The organism is Achromobacter sp. UMC71 (assembly GCF_014170305.1).
Classification (GTDB): Bacteria; Pseudomonadota; Gammaproteobacteria; order Burkholderiales; family Burkholderiaceae_B; genus Achromobacter.
Genome location: NZ_LZZT01000008.1, coordinates 15786 through 36452 on the forward strand (window position 1 = coordinate 15786; position 20667 = coordinate 36452).

The window sequence follows — 20667 nt, forward strand, 5'->3', positions numbered from 1 at the left end:
GTCGCGGCGCGAGGGCTGCGGAAACGGGGCGGCCTGGGGGCCACACGTCAAGGTTCATGCTGGCGGGCTTCATACCTTCAAGTGGTCCATGATATGGCCGACCGCCTGCGGCGCGCCAGCCTCGCCTTCGTCGACGAGGGCGCCTTGCTTGATGACCAGGTAGCGGTCGGCAACGTCCAGCGCAAAGGCGACGTTTTGCTCGACGATGAACATGGACGTGCCGCGCCGCTCGCGTTCCCAGTTCAGCGCCCGGCCCAGGCGTTCGATGATGGACGGTTGCAGGCCTTCGGTGATTTCGTCCAGCAGCAGCAAGGCGGGCCGCTGCATCAGGCCGCGGGCGACCAGCAGCATTTTCTGTTCGCCGCCCGACAGGGTGCCGGCGTGCTGGCGCAACCGGCTGGCGAAAACGGGAAAGAGATCCGCGATCTCGGCGAAGCGTTCGTCGAACAGCTTGTCGTGGGCCAGGCCCAGGCGCAGGTTGTCGCGGATGTTCAGGTCGGGAAACAGGGGTTGTTCCTGCGCCGCGTAGGCGACACCGCAACGGGCGACTTCGTGCGGCCGCAGGCGGGTGGCGTCGATGTCCCCCAGCTGGACGCGGCCGCGCAGCTTGGGCAGGTAGCCCATGACCGTCTTGAGCAGCGTGCTCTTGCCCATGCCGTTCTTGCCCAGCAGCGCCACGCAGGCGCCGCTGGGCACCGACAGCGAGATGTCGTTCAGCACCACGGCGCCTTTGTAGCCGCTGGCGACGCCTTCCAGGCGCAGGGCCGGGGTCGCGTTAGTCATGCTCCTGCTCCTGGGTCGGGTGGCCCGTCGTGGGCGCGTTGCCGGCGTAGATGGTGCGCACCAGTTCCGATTCGACGACGTCGCGGAAGCTGCCGTCCATGACGATACGGCCCTGGTGCAGCACGATGATGCGGGTGGCGACCTCGGCCACGAAGTCCAGGTCGTGTTCGACCAGCAGGCAGCACAGGCCATGGGTATGGGCCAGCGATGCCAGCACCTGGCCGATGCGGGCGCGTTCGTCTTTGCTCAAGCCCGCGGTGGGTTCGTCCAGCAGCACCACGCGCGGCTCCAGGGCCAGCACCATGGCCAGTTCCAGCGCCTGTTGCTGGCCGTGCGACAGGTCCCGCGCAACGCTGTCCAGCTGCTGGTCCAGGCCGGTCATGCGCAGGACTTCCAGCGCGTAGACCGGCAGCGCCAGCTGGGGCGCGCGGCGCCGCCACGAGGGCCGCTCGCGCAGCGTGGTGGCGATGCGCAGGCTTTCGGCGACGGTCAGGGTGTCGAAGATGTTGGCGTTCTGGAATTTTCGGCCCAGGCCGAAGCGCACGCATTGCTCGGGGCCGTCGCGGCGCACGGGGTGGCCGCAGAGCTCGACCTGACCTTCCGTGCGTTCGGCGCCGTCGGCGATGCAGCGCATCAGCGTGGTCTTGCCGGCGCCATTGGGGCCGATCAGCCCCAGCAGTTCGCCGCCGCGCGCTTGCAGGTCGATGCCTTCCAGCACTTTCAGGCTGCCAAAGCGCTTGGCGACGCCGGACAGGCCCAGGGCGCGCGGGGCGGCCGGTCCGCCCTGCCCTGCCGTAGAAATCGGGCGCGCGACCAAGTGCGGCGCCGGGGCGGGACGCCGCTTGCGCAGCGGCGCCAGCAGCAGCGGCAAGAGCCCGCGCGGCAGCAGCAGGATGACCAGGATGAACGTCACGCCCAGCAGCAGTTGCCATACGAACGGCAGGTTGCCGCTGAGATACGAACCGGCCACGTTGATCAGAATGGCGCCCAGCACCGGGCCCCAGACCGAGCCGCGTCCGCCCAGGGCCACCCAGATGATCAGCTCGGTGCCAAAGACAAAGCCGGTCAATTCCGGCGCGACCACGCCGCTGAAGGCGCCGTAGCCAAAGCCCGCCAGGCTGGCGACCGCGCCGCACACGACCAGCAGCGCGATGCGCCATTGCGCGGTGTTCAGGCCCAGGTAGCTGCAGCGCGCTTCGTTGTCGCGCAGCGCCACCAGGATGCGGCCGCCGTCGCTGCGCACGGCCACCCAGGCCAGCAGCGACACGACCGACAGGCCGCCCGCGGCGATGACGTACCAGGCTTCCAGGGACAGGTCGAAGGTGTCGTAGCCGGTCAGGCCCGACGATGACCCGGTGTAGGTGCCGCCGGACAGCGCAACCTGGGTCAGCACGATGGGCAGCACCAGCGAAATGACGGTGGCAAAGAACGGCGAGGCGCCGCGGTAGAACGACAGCCAGCCGGTGACCAGGGCCAGCAGCGCCGCCCCGGCTACCGCCGCCAGCACAGCCAGCCCGGCCGTGGCGGGCGAAAAGCCGTAGTGGGTAAAGGCCAGGCCGGCGGCATAGGCGCCGACGCCGAAAAAGGCCGATTGGCCGAACGTCAGGTAGCCGGTGTAGCCCCACAGGATGTCCACCGTCACGGCGGCCACGGCGAAGAACAGCGCCTTGATCAGCACGTTCAGCAGATAGGTGTCGAACAGCCAGGGGCCGGCCACCGTCAGGGCCAGACACAGGCCGGACAGCCACAGCAGATCGCGGCCGCGCGCGCCGCGGCGCGCATCGGCAGCGGGCGCCGTGGGCGCCTGTTGCGCAAGAGAGGTATCAGTCATGGGCGAATCCTTTGGGGCGCAGGCGCAGGGTCAGGGCCGCCAGCACGGCAATGGTGACGCCGCCCAGGATGGGGCTGACGTAGACGCTGACCAGCACCTGGCAGGCGCCGTAGACCAGGCAGGTCACGAGCAGCGCGGTGATCGAGTTGCCCGACACCATCACCAGCATGAAGGCGCTGACCAGCCAGGGCAGGCCCATGCCGGGGTCGACGCTGGACAACGGCGTGATGAGCGCGCCGGCCAGCGCGCCCAGCCCGGCGCCCAGGCCAAAGGTGGTGAAGCGGATTCGTTCGGCGTTGATGCCCAGGCCGCGCGCCAGGTCTTCGTTCATGATGACGGCGCGGGTTCGCACGCCAAAGCGCGTGCCGTTCAGCAGCAGCGTCATGGCGGCGTAGAGCAGCAGCGCGCACGGCACCAGGAACAGGCGGTAGGCGGAGTATTCCGTGCCCAGGAACGGCACGGCGCCCTGGATCGGCGAATCGACGAACTGCACTTCGCGGCCAAATGCCATGGTGATGAGCTGGCCGATCACGATGCCCAGCCCCCAGGTGGCCAGGATGGCGTCCAGCGGCCGTTTGTACAGCGGCTGCACGATCAGGCGTTCGACCGCCATGCCGACCAGCACGCCGGCCGCCAGCGCGCAGGGCAGCGCCACCCAGGGGTTCAGCCCCAGTTGCGTCACCACCAGGCTGGCGTAGCTGCCCAGCGTGATGATGGCGCCATGCGCGAAATTGACGATCTTCATTACCCCGAAGATGATCATCAGCCCGGCCGTCACGATGAACAGCATGGCGGCCGTGCTCAGGATGTCCAGCATCAAACCCATAGTGCTCTCCGGCGCCGCCGGCCAGGCCGGCGGCGCGCTTTATGTTGCGCCAGGCGTCACTTCAGGTCGGGGCATTGCGCGCCCGGGTCGACCTGGTTGAAGGTCTGCAGGATCTTGATGGCGCCGTCCGGCTGCACCTGGCCCAGGCGCATGGTCAGCGCGGCGTGGCGCTGGCGGTCCATCTTGACCGGACCGCGCGGGCCGTCGAACGAGACTTCGCTCAGGGCCTGCACCACCTTCTGGCTGTCGGTGGAACCGGCTTTCTCGACCGCGGCCTTGTACAGGAAGAAGGCTTCGTACTGCGGACCCGAGAACTCGTTGGCGGTCTTGGCGTCGGCGCCGAACTTGGCTTTCAGGCCGTCCAGGAACTTGCGGTTCTGCGGCGTGTCGATGCTGGTCAGGTAGGACGCCGACAGGTACATGCCCACGGCCGTCTCGCCCATGGTCTTGGCGGTGGCTTCGTCGATGGCCAGGTTGCCGTAGGGCATGGTCAGGCCCGCGGCCTTGACCTGCTTGGCCAGGCTGACGTTGGGGCCGCCGCCGGCCGTGGAGCTGATCAGCGCGTCGGGGTTGGCCGAGCGGATCTTGGATACCACGGGCGTCCAGTCGGAACCGTCGATGGGCAGGTATTCCTCGCCCACCACGCGCCCGCCCTGCTTCTCGATGTATTCGCGGGTGAACTTGAGCATGCCGCGACCGAACGCGTAGTCGCTGCCGACCAGGAAGAAGGTCTTGGCGCCGCGTTCCGTCATGAAGTGGTCCACCACCGGCGCCACCTGCTGCTCGGGCACCCAACCGTTGACGTGCATCCAGCGGTTGCACGAGCGGCCTTCGTAGAAGGACGTGTAGATGTACGGCACCTTGCCACGCGAGACGATGGGCAGCGCGGCGTTGCGCGCCGCGCTGGTTTCCATGGCGATGATGGCGTCCACCTTCTTCTGGAATACCAGGGTGTCGTAGGCCTTCTGCGCGCCGACGGCGCCCGAGGCGTCGTCGGCGATCTCCAGCACCACCTGGCGGCCCAGGATGCCGCCGGCGGCATTGATCTCGTCGGCCGCCAGCTGCGAGGCCTGCACCACGCCGGGCGCGACCACGCTGTTGGCGCCCGACAGGCCCACGGGCACGCCGATGCGCAAGGGTTCGGCCGCCTGCGTGCCGGCGGCGCCGGCCAGCATGGCGACGAAGGAAAGTCGGATGAGGAAGCTGCGATGCGGAAACTTCATGGGGATTTCTCCTTGGGGGCCGGCTGTCCGCCGTTGTACGTGGTATTCAGGGCTAGGGGTCAGGCTTGCTGGGGCGCGTCGGTGGCGCCCAGCAGTTCGTCATACAGGTCGCGGCGCCGGTCGCGCAGCACGTGGTTGAAGGCATTGAGTTGGCGCGCACGGCGTGACGCCGCCAGGTCCACCGTCGCCACCAGCACCTCTTCCTGATCGGCGCTGGCGGGCCCCGCGGCGGTCCAGCCTTGCGAGCCGACGATCAGGCTGCGGCCGACGAAGGGCTGGCCGCGCTCGATGCCGACGCGATCGGCGCAGACCACGGTCAGGCCGTTGCTGTGGGCCCCGGCAATGGCCAGCGCGTGCGCCATGGCCGGGCCGTCGGGCGTTTGCCCCGGCATCGGCACCCAGTTGGTGGGCACGGCCACGATGTCGGCGCCGCGCAGGGCCAACAGGCGGTAGACCTCGGGGAACCAGCCGTCGTAGCAGATCGCCACGCCAATCCGGCCCAGTTCGGTATGGAACACCGGCAGGCCCAGGTCGCCGGGTTCGAAGAACAGGTTCTCGTCGCCCCACAGGTGCAGCTTGCGGTAGGTGCCCAGGTAGCCGTCGGGGCCGGCGACCAGGGCGGCGTTGTACAGGCGCTCGCCGCTGCGCTCGGCGATGCCGGCGACCAGGTAGATGCCCAGGCGCTGCGCCAGCGCGATCCAGGCCTGCGCGCTGGGCCCGTCCGGCACGGTTTCGGCCAGCGCATAGGCCTCTTGGCGGCTGTCGAACATATAGCCGGTGTTGGCCAGCTCGGGCAGCACCACCAGGCGCGCGCCCTGGGCGGCGGCCTGCTCGACCATCTCGATGGAACGCGCCACGTTGGCGGCCACGCTGCCCATCTGCGGGGCCGTCTGCACACTGGCCACCCGGATCGCGGACGGGGCGTCGTCCTGCGGCTGTGAAACTTGCATGCGGTCTCCTGTTGCGGATTTGAAAACGAAAAAGCCCCCGACCACGCAGTGCGTGTGAGTCGGGGGCTTCTATAGCCAGACGAAAAGTTCGGGCAGCAATTATTGCTGCGGGGGTGTTGCCGGGTACCGCGGCGCGGGCCTGGGCCTTGCGCGCTTCGGATCAGTCCTGATCCTGTGACGAATCATAGGGAGACGCCGGCGCCGCGGACAATAAGAGGTTTCCCGGACGGCGAGACGGGGCGCCGGATGCGACATGGGGATTTCCCGAGCCATGGGCCCGGTGCGACAATGGCGTCAGACGCTGCGGCCGTCGTACGGCATGCGGGTCAGGCCGGCCAGATCCACCGAGACCAGGCAGCGCGCGTTCACCGCGGCCGTTGCCTCGCCGGTGGGGCTGGCGCCAAAACCGAACGGCGCACAGCCGCAGTTGGCGCAGAAATGATGCGAAATCACATGTTTGTTGAATTTATAGGTCGACAGGCTGTCGGTCGACGACGTGATGCGCAGCTTGCCGCGCGGCACGAACCACAGCAGGTAGCCCTTGCGGCTACAGTGCGAACAGTTGCATTCCAGTACCTGTGACGGCTCGCCTTCGACTTCGAAGGTAATCTGTCCGCAGTGGCAGCTTCCTTGTTGCATGGCCTGGCTCCTTGGGTTGCGGTCGTGTCTCTGCGACCGTGGCGATTGCCGGTTGCCATCATAGATCGGCGCGGCGCTCCTCGTCGCCCCCTAAACCAGAGGAATCCCCCATGCCCAGACTATCCGCCTACCTCAGTTTCGATGGCAATTGCGCCGAGGCCATGCGCTTTTACGAACGCGTGCTCGGCGGCCGGCTCGAGGCGCTGCTGCGCTATGCCGATGCGCCGCCGGATGCCGCCATGCCGGTGCTGTCCAGCGAAGAGTCCGATCGCATCATGTACGCCTGCCTGGCGCTGGACGACCAGCTGCTGATGGCCAGCGACGCCACCGCCGGCCACCCCTACCCCGGCAAGCAGGGCATGGCGCTGTCGCTGGCCTATCCCACCGTGTCGGATGCCCACCGCATTTTTGACATGCTGGCGGACGGCGGCAGCGTTACTATGCCGCTGCAGAAAACCTTCTGGGCCGAGGCCTATGGCGCGCTGATCGACCGTTTCGACACCCGCTGGATGATCAGCGGCGGGCGGTTGACGCATTAGGGCTTGTCAACACCCGCGCGCACCGGCGCCCGGCCCGCCACGACGATCCGCCCGCGCGGCGCAGGAATCACAATGACGCATGGCATACATGGTAAGCAACGCTGGTGGGCCCTGATGGTGCTTTGTCTGGGCGTATTGATGATCGTGCTGGACACGACCATCGTCAACGTCGCCCTGCCCTCCATCCGCGAAGACCTGCATTTCACCGAAACGTCCCTGGTGTGGGTGGTGAACGCCTACATGCTGACGTTCGGCGGCTTTCTGCTGCTGGGCGGACGGCTGGGCGACCTGCTGGGCCACCGCCGCATGTTCCTGGCGGGGCTGACGCTGTTCACCGCGGCCTCGCTGGCCTGTGGGCTGGCGCAGGGCCAGACGCTGCTGATCGCGGCCCGGGCCGTGCAGGGGTTGGGCGGCGCGGTGGTATCGGCGGTGTCGCTGTCGCTGATCATGAACCTGTTCACCGAGGCCGGCGAACGCGCCCGCGCCATGGGGGTGTACGGTTTCGTCTGCGCGGGCGGCGGCAGCATCGGCGTGCTGCTGGGCGGGCTGCTGACCAGCGCGCTGTCGTGGCACTGGATCTTCCTGGTCAACATCCCCATCGGCGTGCTGGTCTATGCGCTGTGCCTGCGGCTGCTGCCGGCAGCCAGGGCCGTGGCGGGCGGCGGCAAGCTGGACGTGGCGGGCGCGGTCACCGTTACGGCGTCGCTGATGCTGGCGGTGTATGCCGTGGTGAACGGCAACGAGGCCGGCTGGATGTCGGTGCAATCGCTGGGCTTGCTATGCGCGGCGGTGGTGTTGATGGCGCTGTTCCTGTTGATCGAAGCGCGCGTCGCCGAGCCGCTGATGCCGCTGGCGTTGTTCCGCCTGCGCAACGTGGCCACGGCCAACGTGGTCGGCGTGCTGTGGGCCGCGGCCATGTTCGCCTGGTTCTTCGTGTCGGCCTTGTACATGCAGCTGGTGCTGGGCTATGACGCGATGCAGGTGGGCCTGGCGTTCCTGCCGGCCAACCTGATCATGGCGGCGTTTTCGCTGGGGCTGTCGGCCAAGCTGGTGATGCGCTTTGGCATCCGCGGGCCGCTCACCACCGGCCTGCTGCTGGCCGCGCTGGGGCTGGCGCTGTTCGCCCGGGCGCCCATCGGCGGCAGCTTTGTGGCCGACGTGATGCCGGGCATGCTGCTCTTGGGGCTGGGCGCGGGCATCGCCTTCAACCCCATGCTGCTGGCGGCCATGAGCGATGTCGAACCCAGCCAGTCCGGCTTGGCGTCCGGCGTGGTCAATACGGCCTTCATGATGGGCGGGGCGCTGGGGCTGGCGGTGCTGGCCAGCCTGGCCGCGGCCCGCAGTGCCGCGCTGGCGGCGGGCGGCGCGGCGCCCGCCGCGGCGTTGAATGGCGGCTATCAGCTGACCTTCCTGGCTGGCGCCGCGATCGCCGCGGTGGCCGGCCTGCTCAGCGGCATACTGGTGCGTTCACGCAACCGGGACCTGCCCGCCCACGGCGACGCCCCGCCCGCGCACTGAACGGCGCCATGGCGGGCCCTGCCGGCACAGCCACGTGTCAGGCAACGCCCGCCGCTGCCGCGCAGCCGGTGCGTCGTGGCCGCGCCACGGCTTTTGAATTCTTTACGATCGCGGCGCAGGGCTTGCAGTAATCTGGCTGCGCCCCTACTCCAGGAAGCCCCGCCATGACATTCCTTGCCAGCGCCAACCTGTTGCGCCGCCGGGACGGCCACGAAGCCCGCGTCACCTTCGTCGAGCTGTTCTTCGACCTGGTCTATGTCTTCGCCGTTACCCAGCTTTCCCACAGCCTGCTGCACGACCTGACGCTGATGGGCGCCATCCACACGCTGGTGCTGTGGTTCGCCGTCTGGCTGGGCTGGCAATACACCTGCTGGGTCACCAACTGGTTCGACCCGGACGCCCTGCCGATGCGGCTGATGCTGTTCGGCGTCATGCTGGCGGGCCTGGTGGCCGCGGCGGTCCTGCCCGGCGCCTTTGGCGATACCGGCCTGATCTTCGCGATCTGCTATGTGCTGATCCAGGTGGGCCGCACGCTGTTCGTGGTGCTGCATCTGGGCCCAGCGCATCCGCTGGCACCGAACTTTCGCCGCATGCTGGGCTGGCTGTGCATTTCCGCCGTGCTCTGGATCGCGGGCGGTCTGGCGCAAGGCGACGCGCGGCTGGTCCTGTGGGCCTTGGCGGTGGCCTGCGAATACCTGTCGCCCATGACCGGTTTCTGGCTGCCGGGCCTGGGGCGTTCGACCACCCGCGACTGGACCATCGAAGGCGGCCACCTGGCCGAGCGCTGCCAGCTGTTCGTCATCGTCGCGCTGGGCGAGACGCTGCTGATCACCGGCGCCACGCTGAGCGAGCATCCGCGCTGGGACGCGCCCACCCTGATCGCGCTGCTGGCCGCCTTTCTGGGCACGGCGGCGATGTGGTGGGTGTACTTCGACACCAGCAGCAAGGACGGCAGCCACGCCATCGCGCACCACGCCGATCCGGGCCGGGTGGGCGCCTATTTCCATTACGTGCATGTGATCCTGATTGCCGGGGTGATCGTATCGGCGGTGGCCAATGAACTGGTCATCCTGCACCCGGACGGCCGCATCGTCGCGCCGGCGGCTGCCGCGCTGATCGGCGGACCCGCGCTGTATCTGCTGGGCAATGGCATCTACAAGACCGTGGTTTACGGGCGCTTTCCGCTGTCGCACGTGGTCGGCCTGGTGCTGCTGGCGGTGCTGGCGCCGGTAGCCTTCGTGACCGACAACCTGATGGTGGGCGGGCTGACCACGCTGATCATGATTCTGGTGGCGGCCTGGGAAAGCGTGTCGCGCCGCAAGGCGCACGGGCAGCACGCCGCCTAGGGCCTGTTCACACTAGAAGGCGCCTCGCAAAGGCCCTAGCCTGGCCATCCTCAGCCTCCGGGCTGATGCTGCGCCAGCACCTCGCTCATGGACTGCGCGGCGCCTTGCAGCACCGGCACCGCGCGCAGCAGATCGTCCAGCATCAGCCGGGCCGTGGGCGCGTGGCAGGCCACCGCCGCCACCACCCGGTCCTGCGCGTCGCGCACCGGCACGGCCACCGCGCTCATACCGCGCACGAATTCCTCGTTGTCGATACCGATGCCGCGCGCGGCTAGGCGCTCCAGTTCCGCTTCCAGCCGCGCGGGGTCGGTCAGCGTGCGCGGCGTGTTGCGCGTCAGCGGCAGGCGTGCCAGGACGCGGCCGCGTTCCAGCCGGTTCATGGACGCCAGGAACAGCTTGCCGCTGGCGGTGCAGTGCATCGGCACGTGGCTACCCACCGCGAAGAACAGCCGCAGCGGCTCGGCGGTTTCGACACGTTCCATATAGACGACCTGGTCGCCGTCGGGCGCGGTCAGGTTGCAGGTTTCGCCCAGCTTGCCGACCAGCTGCGCCAGCACCGCGCGGCAGGCCCGGGTGAAGGCGGACGCGCGCAATGTGGATAGCGCCAGTGCGGTGGCTTGCGGGCCGGGGACGAAGCCGTTTTCAGTAGGCGTGGCCGCGGCGTAACCGGCACGCTGCATCGCCGCCAACAGCCGCATCAGGGTGGACTTGGGCATCTCCAGCCGCTGCGCCAGTTGCGCCAGCGTGGGCGGATGCTGCGCCCGCGCCAGGTAGTCCAGCACCCGCAGCGCGCGCAGGGACCGGGCGTCGTCCGGCGGCTCGGCGCCATCTCCCGCGACGGCCTGCGGCGATGCTGCACTGCGATTTTGAAACCGAAGAGGCATGTTCTGTTCCATTTCCCCGTTGGCGCGCGGATCGCGCTTTCTTTCGTCCGACCGCTTCCTAGAATCGTCATAGATGCAGCCTGCGCGCGCATCGCGCCGATCCCGTTCTGCGGGCCAGTATATAAGTGCGCGGCGCGGCGGCAAGCAGGGTAAACACGCCATCCGTCCGGGTTACGCGACCCGTTCACGCATGGCCGCGCCAGGGAGAAAACCAGACATGTCTGATGCCGTGGACTACATCGTGGTGGGGGCCGGCTCAGCCGGCTGCGTGCTGGCCAACCGCCTGAGCGCGAACGGCGAACACAGCGTCCGCCTGCTGGAAGCCGGCCCGCCGGACCGCTCGCCGTGGATCCACATTCCCATCGGCTATGGCAAGACCATGTTCCACAAGGTGGTGAACTGGGGTTACTACACCGACCCCGATCCCAACATGCTGGGCCGCCGCATCTACTGGCCGCGCGGCCGCACGCTGGGCGGCTCCAGCGCCATCAACGGCCTGATCTACATCCGCGGCCAGCGACGCGACTACGACGCCTGGGCCGCGGCCGGCAACCCCGGCTGGCGCTGGGAAGACTGCCTGCCCTACTTCCGCAAACTGGAAAACAATGACCTGGGCCCGGGCGCCACGCGCGGCACCGAAGGTCCGCTGAACGCCACCTCCATCAAGACGCCGCATCCGCTGGTGGAAGGCCTGATCGCCGCGGCCGGCACGCTGGGCGTGCCGCGGGTGCAGGACTTCAATACGGGGGAGCAGGACGGCGTGGGCTATTACCAGCTGACCACCCGCAATGGCCGCCGCTGCTCCACCGCCGTGGCCTATCTGCGTCCGGCGCAAGACCGCGCCAACCTGCGGATCGAAACCGGCGCCCACGCCATGGCGGTGCTGTTCGAAGGCAGCCGCGCGGTCGGGGTGCGCTACCGCCAGGGCGGCCAAGTGCGCACGCTGCGGGCGCGCCGCGAAGTGCTGCTGTGCGCCGGCGCCTTGCAGTCGCCGCAGCTGCTGCAACTGTCCGGTGTGGGGCCGGCGGCGCTGCTGCGCCAGTTCGGCATCCCTGTGATACGCGACCTGCCCGGGGTGGGCGAAAACCTGCAGGACCACCTGCAGATCCGGCTGATCTACGAAACGCGCCAACCCATCACCACCAACGACCAGCTGCGCACCTGGCATGGGCGGGTCGGCATGGGGCTGCAATGGCTGCTGTTCCGCGGCGGGCCGCTGGCCGTGGGCATCAACCAGGGCGGGCTGTTCTGCCGGGTGGATCCGGCCAGCACCAGCCCCGACACGCAATTCCATTTCGCCACCCTGTCGGCCGATATGGCGGGCGGCAAGGTGCACCCGTTTTCAGGCTGCACCTATTCGGTTTGCCAGTTGCGGCCGTCGTCGCGCGGCACGGTGCGCTTGCGCAGCGCCGATCCGTTCGAGGCGCCGTCGATGCAGCCCAACTACCTGTCCACCGAACTGGACCGCCGCATGACGGTGGCAGCAGTGAAGTACGCGCGCCGCCTGGCCGCCACCGAGCCGCTGGCCGGCCTGATGAAACGGGAATTCCGGCCGGGCCCCGAAGTTCAGGGCGACGACGAGATCCTGCACTTCTGCCGCGAGTACGGCGCCACCATCTTCCACCCGTCCGGCACGGCCAAGATGGGCCCCCGCAGCGATCCGCTGGCGGTGGTGGACGAGCGCCTGCGCGTGCACGGCGTGGACGGCTTGCGGGTGGTGGACTGCTCCATCATGCCGACGCTGGTGTCCGGCAATACCAATGTGCCGGTGGTGATGCTGGCCGAGCGCGCGGCCGACTTCATCCTGCAGGACCTGCAAGCCGCGCGCTGGCGCGCCCAGGCGCAGCCGCAGGCCGAGCGTCCGGCCCAGAAGCAAGCCGCGTGACGACAACCCGCGCCACGCAAACCCACCACCAGGATCGAACCGCATGAGATAGCGATTTCCGCGGAACGGCGCCACAGAGCGCCGCCCGCCCCACCAAAGGAGACAGGCATGGCCAAGCAGAACGAAACCGCGGTGCGCAAAGTCGTCGCCGCGTCGCTGATCGGCGCCACCATCGAGTGGTACGACTTTTTCCTGTACGGCGTGGTCGCCGGCATCGTGTTCAACAAGCTGTACTTCCCTACCGGCGATCCGCTGGTGTCCACCATGCTGGCCTACACCACCTTCGCGGTGGGCTTCATCACCCGGCCGCTGGGCGGGCTGATCTTCGGCCATTTCGGCGACCGCATCGGCCGCAAGAGCATGCTGGTGATGACGCTGATGATCATGGGGATTTCGACCTTCCTGATCGGCCTGGTGCCCACCTACGACACCATCGGCCTCTGGGCGCCGATCCTGCTGCTGCTGTTGCGGGTGTTCCAGGGCATCGGCCTGGGCGGCGAATGGGGCGGCGCGGTACTGATGGCCTATGAATACGCCCCGCCGGGCAAGAAGGGCTTTTACGCGTCGCTGCCGCAGATCGGGCTGGCGATCGGACTGTGCCTGGCCTCGGGCACGGTGGCGCTGTTGTCCACGCTGCTGACCGATGCGCAGTTCATGGCCTGGGGCTGGCGCGTCGCGTTCCTGGCGTCCGCCGCGATGGTGCTGGTGGGCATGTACATCCGCTTGAACATCAAGGAAACGCCCGAGTTCACCGCGGTCAAGCGCGACAACGCCGAAAGCCGCATTCCCTTCATGGACATGATGCGCCGTTATCCCGGCAACGTCGCCAAGGGCATGGGCGCGCGTTACATCGACGGGGTGTTCTTCAATGTGTTCGGGGTATTTTCGATCTCGTACCTGACGCAGACGCTGCAGATATCGCGCAGCGAAGCCCTGATCGGCGTCATGGCCGCCGCGCTGGTGATGTGCTTTTTCATTCCCTACTTCGGCCGGCTGTCCGACCGCATCGGGCGCACGCGGGTGTATTGCTGGGGCTCGCTGATCACGGCCATATCCGCCTTTCCGGGATTCTGGCTGATGCTCAACAGCGAGGGCAACATGATGCTAGTGTGGCTGGCCATCATCATTCCTCTGGGCATTCTGTATGCCGCCGTCTATGGGCCCGAGGCCGCGCTGTTCTGCGAGCTGTTCGACGCCAAGGTGCGCTACACCGGCATCTCGTTCGTGTACCAGTTCTCGGGCATTTTCGCCTCGGGCATCACGCCCATCATCGCCACGGCCCTGCTCAAGAGCGGCGGCGGTCAGCCCTGGCTGATCTGCCTGTACGTGCTGTTCGCGGGCGTGGTATCGGCGCTGTGCGCGTGGCTGATCGGGCGCGGCGGCCGGACGTCTGCGCAGGAAACGGCAGCCCCCGTCGGCGCCGCCGCCCTGCGCAAGGCGTAAGCCCGCACATCAGCCTCGCGGGGCGGGTGCCGGTTCAAGGGCGGGTGCCGCCGCGGGATGGCGCGACTGCTCTATCGCCCGCTCCGCGGTCGGCGCGGGCGCTGACGCCGGCCAGCCGCCGCCCAGCGCCTTGAACAAGGTGGCCAGCGCCGCCTGGCGCTGGGTCGCCACCTCGATGTAGGACAGCTGGTCCGCGAAGGCGCGGCGCTGCGCGTCCAGGTAGCGCAGGTGGCTGTCGACGCCGCCGCGATAGCGCGCTTCGGACAGGCGCTGGGCCTCGGCGCTGGTCTGGGCCAGCGCGCGGCGCGATTGCTCTTCGCGCCGCAGCGTGTCGGTAGCAGCCAGCGCATCGGACACATCGCGGAAGGCCGACTGGATGGTCTGTTCGTACTGCGCCACAGCGATGTCGCGGCGCACGTTGGCCAGGTCCAGGTTGGCGGTGTTGCGGCCCCCGGCGAAGATCGGCAGCGTGATCTGCGGCGTGAACGACCAGGCGCGCTGGCCGCCGTCGAACAGGTTCGACAGTTCGGCGCTGGAACTGCCGAACAGGCCGGTCAGCGAAATGCTGGGAAAGAACGCGGCGCGGGCTGCGCCGATGCTGGCATTGCGCGACTGCAACTGGTGTTCGGCGGCGCGGATGTCCGGCCGGCGTTCCAGCAATTCAGACGGCGCGCCAGCCGAGATTTCCTGCACCAAGGGGGCCGCGGCGATCAGGCCCTTGGGCAGGAACGGGCCCAGGTCGCCCACCCCCACCAGCAGCGCCAGCGCGTTGCCGGCCTGGCGGGCTTCGCGGTCGATGCGTTCCAGGTCGGCGCGCGCCTGTTCGGCCAGGCCCAGCGCCTCCTGGTAGTCCAGCGCCGTGGCCGCGCCGGCCTGGCGCCGTTTGGCGGTCAGGGCCAGCGAGGCCTCGCGGCTGTCCAGCGTCTGGCGCGTGACCTGCAGGCGGCGCAGCGCGCTGTCGCGCGCCAGATAGGCCTGGATCACCTCGGCCACCAGGCTGATCTGGGCGCCGCGTGCGTTGGCCTCGGTGGCCAGGTATTCCTGCAAGGCGGCGTCCGACAGGCTGCGCACGCGGCCGAACAGGTCGATCTCGAACGATGCCAGGCCCACCCCGGCCTGGTAGCTGCTCTGCACCCCGGCGTTGCCGCTGGCGTTCAGGTCGCCCGGCACGCGCTGGCGCGTGCCGGCGCCCTGGGCGTTGATACCCGGCAACTGGTCCGCGCGCTGCACCCGGTACTGGGCTCGCGCAGCTTCGATGTTGAGCAGCGACTGGCGCAGGTCGCGGTTGTTGTCCAGCGCCAGCGCCACCAGCCGGCGCAGGTCTTCGTCAACGACGAACGACTGCCAGTCCAGGGTGGCGGCCGCCGACGGCGTGCCGTTCTGGCCGCCGGCCGGCTGGTTCCAGGTGGCCGGTACCGGCGCGTCGGGCCGTTGGTACACGGGCGCCATCGAGCAGCCGGCCAATACCGCCGCCAGGACCGCGGCGCCCAGCCGCGAAACTAAAAAAGTCGCTTTCATGGATCTCACTCCTGAGCTGCGGCGGCGGGGGCCGGGGCGGCTGCCCGCTTGCCCTGGAACCGCGACAGCACCCACACGAAAAATACCGGCACGAAGATCACGCCCAGCAGCGTCGCGCTGAGCATGCCGCCGATGACGCCCACGCCCAGGGCGCGCTGGCTGGCTCCGCCCGCCCCGGTGGCCAGCGCCAGGGGCACCACGCCCAGGATGAACGCCAGGGACGTCATCACGATCGGACGGAAACGCAGCTTGGCGGCCTCGATCGCGGCGTCGACCAGCGTGTAGCCCTGCTCGCGCAGGCTCTTGGCGAATTCCACGATCAGGATGGCGTTCTTGGCCGCCAGCCCGATGATGGTGATCAGCCCCACCTTGAAGTACACGTCGTTGGACATGCCCAGCACGGTCACCGCCAGCACCGAGCCCAGCGCGCCGATCGGCACGATCAGCATCACCGACGCGGGAATGGCCCAGCTTTCGTACAGCGCCACCATCAGCAGGAACACCACCAGGAAAGCCAGGGCGAACAGCATCGGGGCTTGCGCGCCTGCCAGCTTTTCCTGGTAGGACAAGCCGGTCCATTCGTAACCGATGCCGGTCGGCAGCTCGGATACGATGCGCTCGATTTCCGCCATGGCCTGGCCCGTGCTGGCGCCCGGGGCCACGTCGCCCGCGATTTTGAACGCGGGGTAGCCGTTGTAGCGGGAAATCTGCACGGGGCCGTTTTCCCAATGGGTCTGCACGAAGGCGCTCAGGGGCACCATGCCGCCCGACTTGTTGGGCACGTTCAGTTGCAGCACGCTTTCGGGCGTCATGCGGTCGCGCACGTCGGCCTGCACCACCACCCGTTGCAGCCGGCCGGCATTGGCGAAGTCGTTGACGGTAGCCGAACCGTAGGCCGACGAGATCGCCGTGCTGATGGCGTCAAAGCCCACGCCCAGTGCCTCGGCCTTTTGCCGGTCGATGTCCAGGCGCAGCTGCGGCGCGTCGGCCAGGCCTTCCATCATGGCGTAGGCGATCAGCGGCGAGCTGTTGGCCTTGGCCAGCAGCTGGTCGCGCGCCGCCGTCAGCGCCGCCCGCCCCAGGCCGCCGCGGTCTTGCAGGCGCAGCGCGAAGCCGCCCGAGTTACCCAGGCCGTCGATGGGCGGCGGGTTCACCGCCATCACCGAGCCGTCGTCGATGGCGGCGAAATGGCCGTTGACGCTGTCGGCCACGTCGGTGGCGGCCTGGCCCTTGCCGCGCAGGGACCAGTCTTTCAGCGACGGGAAGGCGATGCCCGCGTTCTGGCCCGTGCCCGAGAAGCTGAAGCCCATGACGGTAAAGGCGTCGCCCATGGCGTCCAGCGACATCAGGTGCTGTTCCACGTCGGCCACCACCTTGTCGGTGCGCAGATGGGTCGCGCCCGGCGGCAGTTGCATGTCGACGATGACGTAGCCCTGGTCTTCGGGCGGCACGAACGATTCGGGCAGGCGCATGTACAGCACGCCCAGCACCGCCACGATGGCCGCGTAGATCACCATGTAGCGCCCGGTGCGCCGCAGCAGCCGCGAATTCAGGCCGACGAAGCGGTCGGTCAGGCGCGCGAACACCCGGTTGAAGGCGCCGAAGAAGCCGCGCTTTTCCTCGTGGTGGCCCTTGGGAATCGGCTTGAGGAAGGTGGCGCACAAGGCCGGCGTGAAGGTCAGCGCCAGGAAGCCCGAGAACAGGATGGACACCGCCAGCGACAGCGAGAACTGCTGGTAGATCACGCCCACCGAGCCGCTCATGAAGGCCAGCGGCAGAAACACGGCCGACAGCACCAGGGTGATGCCGACAATGGCGCCGGACACCTGGCTCATGGCCTTGACGGTGGCCTCGCGCGGAGGCAGGCCTTCTTCGGCCATGATGCGTTCGACGTTTTCGACCACCACGATGGCATCGTCCACCAGGATGCCGATGGCCAGCACCATGCCGAACATCGTCATCATGTTGACCGAGAAACCCAGCAACGACATGACCGCGAAGGTGCCCAGCAGGCACACCGGCACCACAATGGACGGAATCAGCGTATAGCGCACGTTCTGCAGGAACAGGAACATGACCACGAACACCAGCGCCATGGCTTCGAACAGCGTGTACACCACCTTTTCGATGGCGACGCTGACAAAGCGCGAGCTGTCGAATGGCACCGAATAGGCAACGTCCTCGGGGAACGAGGCCGACAGTTCCTGCAGCCGCGCCTTGACCGCCTTGACGGTTTCGATGGCGTTGGCGCCCGGCGCCAGCTGCACGGCCGCGCCCACGGCGGTCTTGCCGTTCAGGCGGGTTTCAAAGTCGTAGCTCTGGCGCCCGATTTCCAGCCGCGCCACGTCGGCCAGCTTGACGGTCGAGCCGTCGGCATTGGCGCGCAGCACGATGCGGCCGAATTCCTCGGGCGTATCCAGCATGCCCTTGACGGCCAGCGTGGCAGTCAGCTCCTGCTCGGGCGAGCCCGGCCGGCTGCCGAAACTGCCCGCCGGCACCTGCACGTTTTGCGCCTCGATGGCGGCGTTGACGTCCGCCACCGACAGGCCCACGCCCAGCAGCTTCTGCGGGTCGATCCAGACGCGCATGGCGGCTTCGGCGCCGAAGAACTGCACCTTGCCCACGCCGTTGACGCGGCGGATCTCGTTGTTGATGTAGCGGGCGGCGTAGTCAGACAGGCCGACCACGTCCTTGCCGGTATCGTCGCCCTTATAGGTCAGGGCGTAGATCATCAGGAAGTTCGAGCTGGCCTGCTCCACTTGCAGACCCTGCTGCGTGACGGCGCGCGGCAGGCGGGCTTCGGCCTTCTTGATGCGGTTCTGCACGTCCACCTGGGCCAGGTCCGGATCGGTGCCCGGCTCGAACGTGACGGTGATTTCAGCGCTGCCGCTGGAGCTGCTGGACGAGTCGTAATAGAGCAGCTTCTTGGCGCCGTTCAATTCCTCTTCGATGACACTGGTCACCGAGTCCACCAGAGTGCTGGCGGATGCGCCGGGATAGATGGCGTTGATGGTCACCTGGGGCGGCGCCACCACCGGAAACTGCGACACGGGCAGCGACGGAATCGCCAGGATGCCGGCGAGCGAGATGAAGATGGCCACCACCCACGCGAATTTGGGGCGGCCAATGAAGAACTTGGACATGATCTAACCTCGGATGGGCGGGCGGTGCGCCGGCGGGCGCGCGGCGCAGGGCCGCGGCGCATAAGGAGACGGGCGGGTCTGCGGCAGGACCCGCGCGCGCGGGTCAGCGGACCGCATCGGCGTCCCCGCCCGGCACGGCCGCGACCTTGGCTTGCGGGGCCGGCGTCACGCTGACCTTCTGGCCCGGCACGGCGGCATTGACGCCACCGACGATGACCCGGTCGCCGGCCGCCAGGCCCTCGACGATGTGCCAGTCGGATCCGCGCATGGTGCCGGTACGCACCAGGCGGGTCTGCACCACATCGCCCTCGCCCACCAGCAGCACCTGCGGCTTGCCGTCGGTGCTGCGCGTGACGGCGCGCTGCGGCACCAGGATGGCTTCGGGGTCCACGCCCTGGCGGGTCTGCACCCGCACATACATGCCCGGCAGCAGCAGCACGTCCGGGTTGGCGAATTCACCGCGCAGGGACACCTGACCCGTGCCGCGATCGACCGCGATATCCGAGAACAGCAGGCGGCCGCTGCGGCTGCGGTTGGCGCCGTCGATGCTGATGGAAATGTCCGCGCCCTCTTCCTGGCCCAGTTCACCCGTCTGCATGGCGTCGCGCATGCGCAGCATGTCGGCCACCGGCTGGGTGAAATCGACATAGATGGGGTCCAGTTGCTGGATCTTGGCCATGACGGTGGCTTCGTTCTGGCCGACCAGGGCGCCTTCGGTGACCTGGGCGCGGCCGATGCGGCCGGAAATCGGCGCCTTGACCGTCGCATAGTCCAGATTCAACTGCGCGGTTTCGACGTCGGCCTGGGCCGAGCGGCGCGCCGCCTGGGCACTCTTGACTGCCGCGCTGGCGGTATCGAAATCCTGCTGGCTGACGGCTTCGATCTTGACGAGCGGGGTGTAGCGCCGCAGCACCGCCTGGGCGTCGGACAGGGCGGCGTCGGCCTTGGCCAACTCGCCCTGGGCGCGCGACAGCGCAGCCTTGAAGGGCGCCGGATCGATCCGGAACAGCACGTCGCCCGCCTTGACGTCGGCGCCTTCCTCGAAATTGCGGCTAAGGACGATGCCGGCGACCCGCGCCCGCACCTCGGCCACGCGCACGGGCTCGACCCGGCCGGGCAGCGAGCTGGCCAGGTCGTAACGCTGCGGCTGCACCGCCACCACCTGCACCGCGCGCGGCTCGGCCGGGCCGGCCGCCATCTCGTCGCCGCCGCAACCGGCCAGCACAACCGCCGTCAACGCCGCGACGACGGGCCAACGCCATGGTTGATGTTTGATCATTCTTTCCTCCCGCCGGCGGCGTCTTGAACTTAATAAGGCTTGAATGCTACCTTACAGATTAATTTGAATCAATAATGATTCATTTAGTTCTGTATAGAATCTTTCAAGACATTAACAAGTCTTAACTTGTAAAGTTGGCCTAAGTTTGCGCAAATTGAATCAGTCATGATCCAATACCGTCCCAAGAACGGAACAATGAGGGAGAGAGAAGCCATGTCCGACGATGCCGGCCACGAACGGTTGCTGATCGCGCTGTCGCTGGCGATGGTCGACCAGCCACGCGCCACCCTGCAGGAACTGGCGCGTGCGGTGGGCGTCAGCAAGGCCACGCTGTACCGCTTCTGTCAGACGCGCGAGCAGTTGGTGACGCGCCTCATGACGCACGGCGCCCAGGTGATGAAGCAGGCGCTGATCAATTCGCGGCTGGATAGCGCCGCGCCGCGTGATGCCGTGCGCAACCTGATCGAGCAGCACCTGGCGCACAAGGAACTGGCGATCTTCCTGATGTATCACTGGAAGCCGGACTCGGAAATGCAGCCCGACGTCATGGATAGCTGGTCGGGCTACCAGGAAACGCTGGACGCGTTCTTCCTGCGGGGCCAGCGCGAAGGCGTGTTCCGGGTGGACATCACGGCGGCCGCGCTGACCGAGCTGCTGATCACGGTGATCACCAGCATGATCGACGCCGAACGCCGCGGCCGCATTGCCCGGCTGGGCATCGCGACGGTGGCCGAGCAGATGCTGCTGTACGGGATTGCCGAGCCGGCGGCGGCGCGCTGAAAGTGCGCGGTGGGTGGGCTGCCGGGCGGCAGGCGTCGGTGGTCTCGGCCTTGTCTTATAGATAAGCCGTCATACAGGCG

16 protein-coding genes are annotated in these 20667 nt (G+C 68.1%); 6 read left to right on the top strand and 10 right to left on the bottom strand.

The window, feature by feature from the left end:
- Positions 1-69: 69 nt before the first annotated feature.
- From A9974_RS02965 to A9974_RS02990, 6 genes are all read right to left on the bottom strand, one after another.
- Positions 70-783: an ABC transporter ATP-binding protein gene (locus A9974_RS02965; protein WP_183002666.1), complete on the bottom strand. Its 714-nt coding sequence runs from the start codon at positions 781-783 to the stop codon at positions 70-72.
- Positions 776-2614 carry an ATP-binding cassette domain-containing protein gene (locus A9974_RS02970; protein WP_183002667.1) on the bottom strand — a complete coding sequence of 613 codons (1839 nt, stop codon included), beginning with the start codon at positions 2612-2614 and terminating at the stop codon, positions 776-778. Before A9974_RS02970 ends, A9974_RS02965 begins: the two co-directional genes overlap by 8 nt.
- Entirely contained in the window at positions 2607-3440 is an 834-nt protein-coding gene (locus tag A9974_RS02975; RefSeq protein ID WP_183002668.1) for a branched-chain amino acid ABC transporter permease, read from the bottom strand. The genes A9974_RS02970 and A9974_RS02975 overlap by 8 nt, the downstream gene beginning before the upstream one ends.
- Positions 3441-3496: 56 nt before the next feature.
- Entirely contained in the window at positions 3497-4663 is a 1167-nt protein-coding gene (locus tag A9974_RS02980; RefSeq protein WP_183002669.1) for a substrate-binding protein, read from the bottom strand.
- 59 nt (positions 4664-4722) lie between these two features.
- Positions 4723-5613, bottom strand: a complete 891-nt coding sequence (locus A9974_RS02985; RefSeq protein WP_183002670.1) for a nitrilase family protein — start codon at positions 5611-5613, stop codon at positions 4723-4725.
- A gap of 294 nt (positions 5614-5907) precedes the next feature.
- Positions 5908-6252, bottom strand: coding sequence for a GFA family protein (locus A9974_RS02990; protein WP_183002671.1), 345 nt, complete (start codon positions 6250-6252; stop codon positions 5908-5910).
- Between the two features lie 110 nt (positions 6253-6362).
- On the opposite strand from A9974_RS02990, the gene A9974_RS02995 reads away from it, so the two are divergent.
- The 3 genes from A9974_RS02995 (at position 6363) to A9974_RS03005 (ending at position 9655) form a co-directional block, all read left to right on the top strand.
- Complete coding sequence (locus tag A9974_RS02995) at positions 6363-6791, top strand: VOC family protein (protein WP_183002672.1); 429 nt, start codon at positions 6363-6365, stop codon at positions 6789-6791.
- Between the two features lie 72 nt (positions 6792-6863).
- On the top strand, positions 6864-8309 hold the full coding sequence (locus tag A9974_RS03000; protein ID WP_183002673.1) for an MFS transporter: 1446 nt from the start codon (positions 6864-6866) through the stop codon (positions 8307-8309).
- Positions 8310-8473: 164 nt separating this feature from the next.
- The gene (locus A9974_RS03005) at positions 8474-9655 is read left to right on the top strand and encodes a low temperature requirement protein A (protein WP_183002674.1); all 1182 of its coding nucleotides are present in this window, start codon (positions 8474-8476) and stop codon (positions 9653-9655) included.
- Positions 9656-9705: 50 nt separating this feature from the next.
- Here A9974_RS03005 and A9974_RS03010 read toward each other — a convergent pair whose 3' ends face one another.
- Complete coding sequence (locus tag A9974_RS03010; RefSeq protein WP_183002675.1) at positions 9706-10551, bottom strand: IclR family transcriptional regulator; 846 nt, start codon at positions 10549-10551, stop codon at positions 9706-9708.
- Positions 10552-10756: 205 nt separating this feature from the next.
- Between A9974_RS03010 and A9974_RS03015 the strand changes: the two genes are divergently transcribed.
- Both A9974_RS03015 and A9974_RS03020 read left to right on the top strand, forming a co-directional pair.
- A complete protein-coding gene (locus A9974_RS03015) occupies positions 10757-12424 on the top strand; it encodes a GMC family oxidoreductase (protein WP_183002676.1) in 1668 nt (555 codons plus the stop codon).
- Between the two features lie 108 nt (positions 12425-12532).
- Complete coding sequence (locus A9974_RS03020) at positions 12533-13867, top strand: MFS transporter (RefSeq protein ID WP_183002677.1); 1335 nt, start codon at positions 12533-12535, stop codon at positions 13865-13867.
- 9 nt (positions 13868-13876) lie between these two features.
- On the opposite strand, the gene A9974_RS03025 is transcribed toward A9974_RS03020, so the two are convergent.
- The 3 genes from A9974_RS03025 to A9974_RS03035 all read right to left on the bottom strand — a co-directional run bounded on the left by A9974_RS03025 (position 13877) and on the right by A9974_RS03035 (position 19807).
- A complete protein-coding gene (locus A9974_RS03025; protein WP_183002678.1) occupies positions 13877-15385 on the bottom strand; it encodes an efflux transporter outer membrane subunit in 1509 nt (502 codons plus the stop codon).
- Positions 15386-15390: 5 nt separating this feature from the next.
- Complete coding sequence (locus tag A9974_RS03030) at positions 15391-18528, bottom strand: efflux RND transporter permease subunit (RefSeq protein ID WP_183002679.1); 3138 nt, start codon at positions 18526-18528, stop codon at positions 15391-15393.
- Between the two features lie 103 nt (positions 18529-18631).
- Positions 18632-19807, bottom strand: coding sequence for an efflux RND transporter periplasmic adaptor subunit (locus tag A9974_RS03035; protein WP_183002680.1), 1176 nt, complete (start codon positions 19805-19807; stop codon positions 18632-18634).
- 213 nt (positions 19808-20020) lie between these two features.
- On the opposite strand from A9974_RS03035, the gene A9974_RS03040 reads away from it, so the two are divergent.
- The gene (locus A9974_RS03040; protein ID WP_183002681.1) at positions 20021-20587 is read left to right on the top strand and encodes a TetR/AcrR family transcriptional regulator; all 567 of its coding nucleotides are present in this window, start codon (positions 20021-20023) and stop codon (positions 20585-20587) included.
- Positions 20588-20667 lie beyond the last annotated feature (80 nt).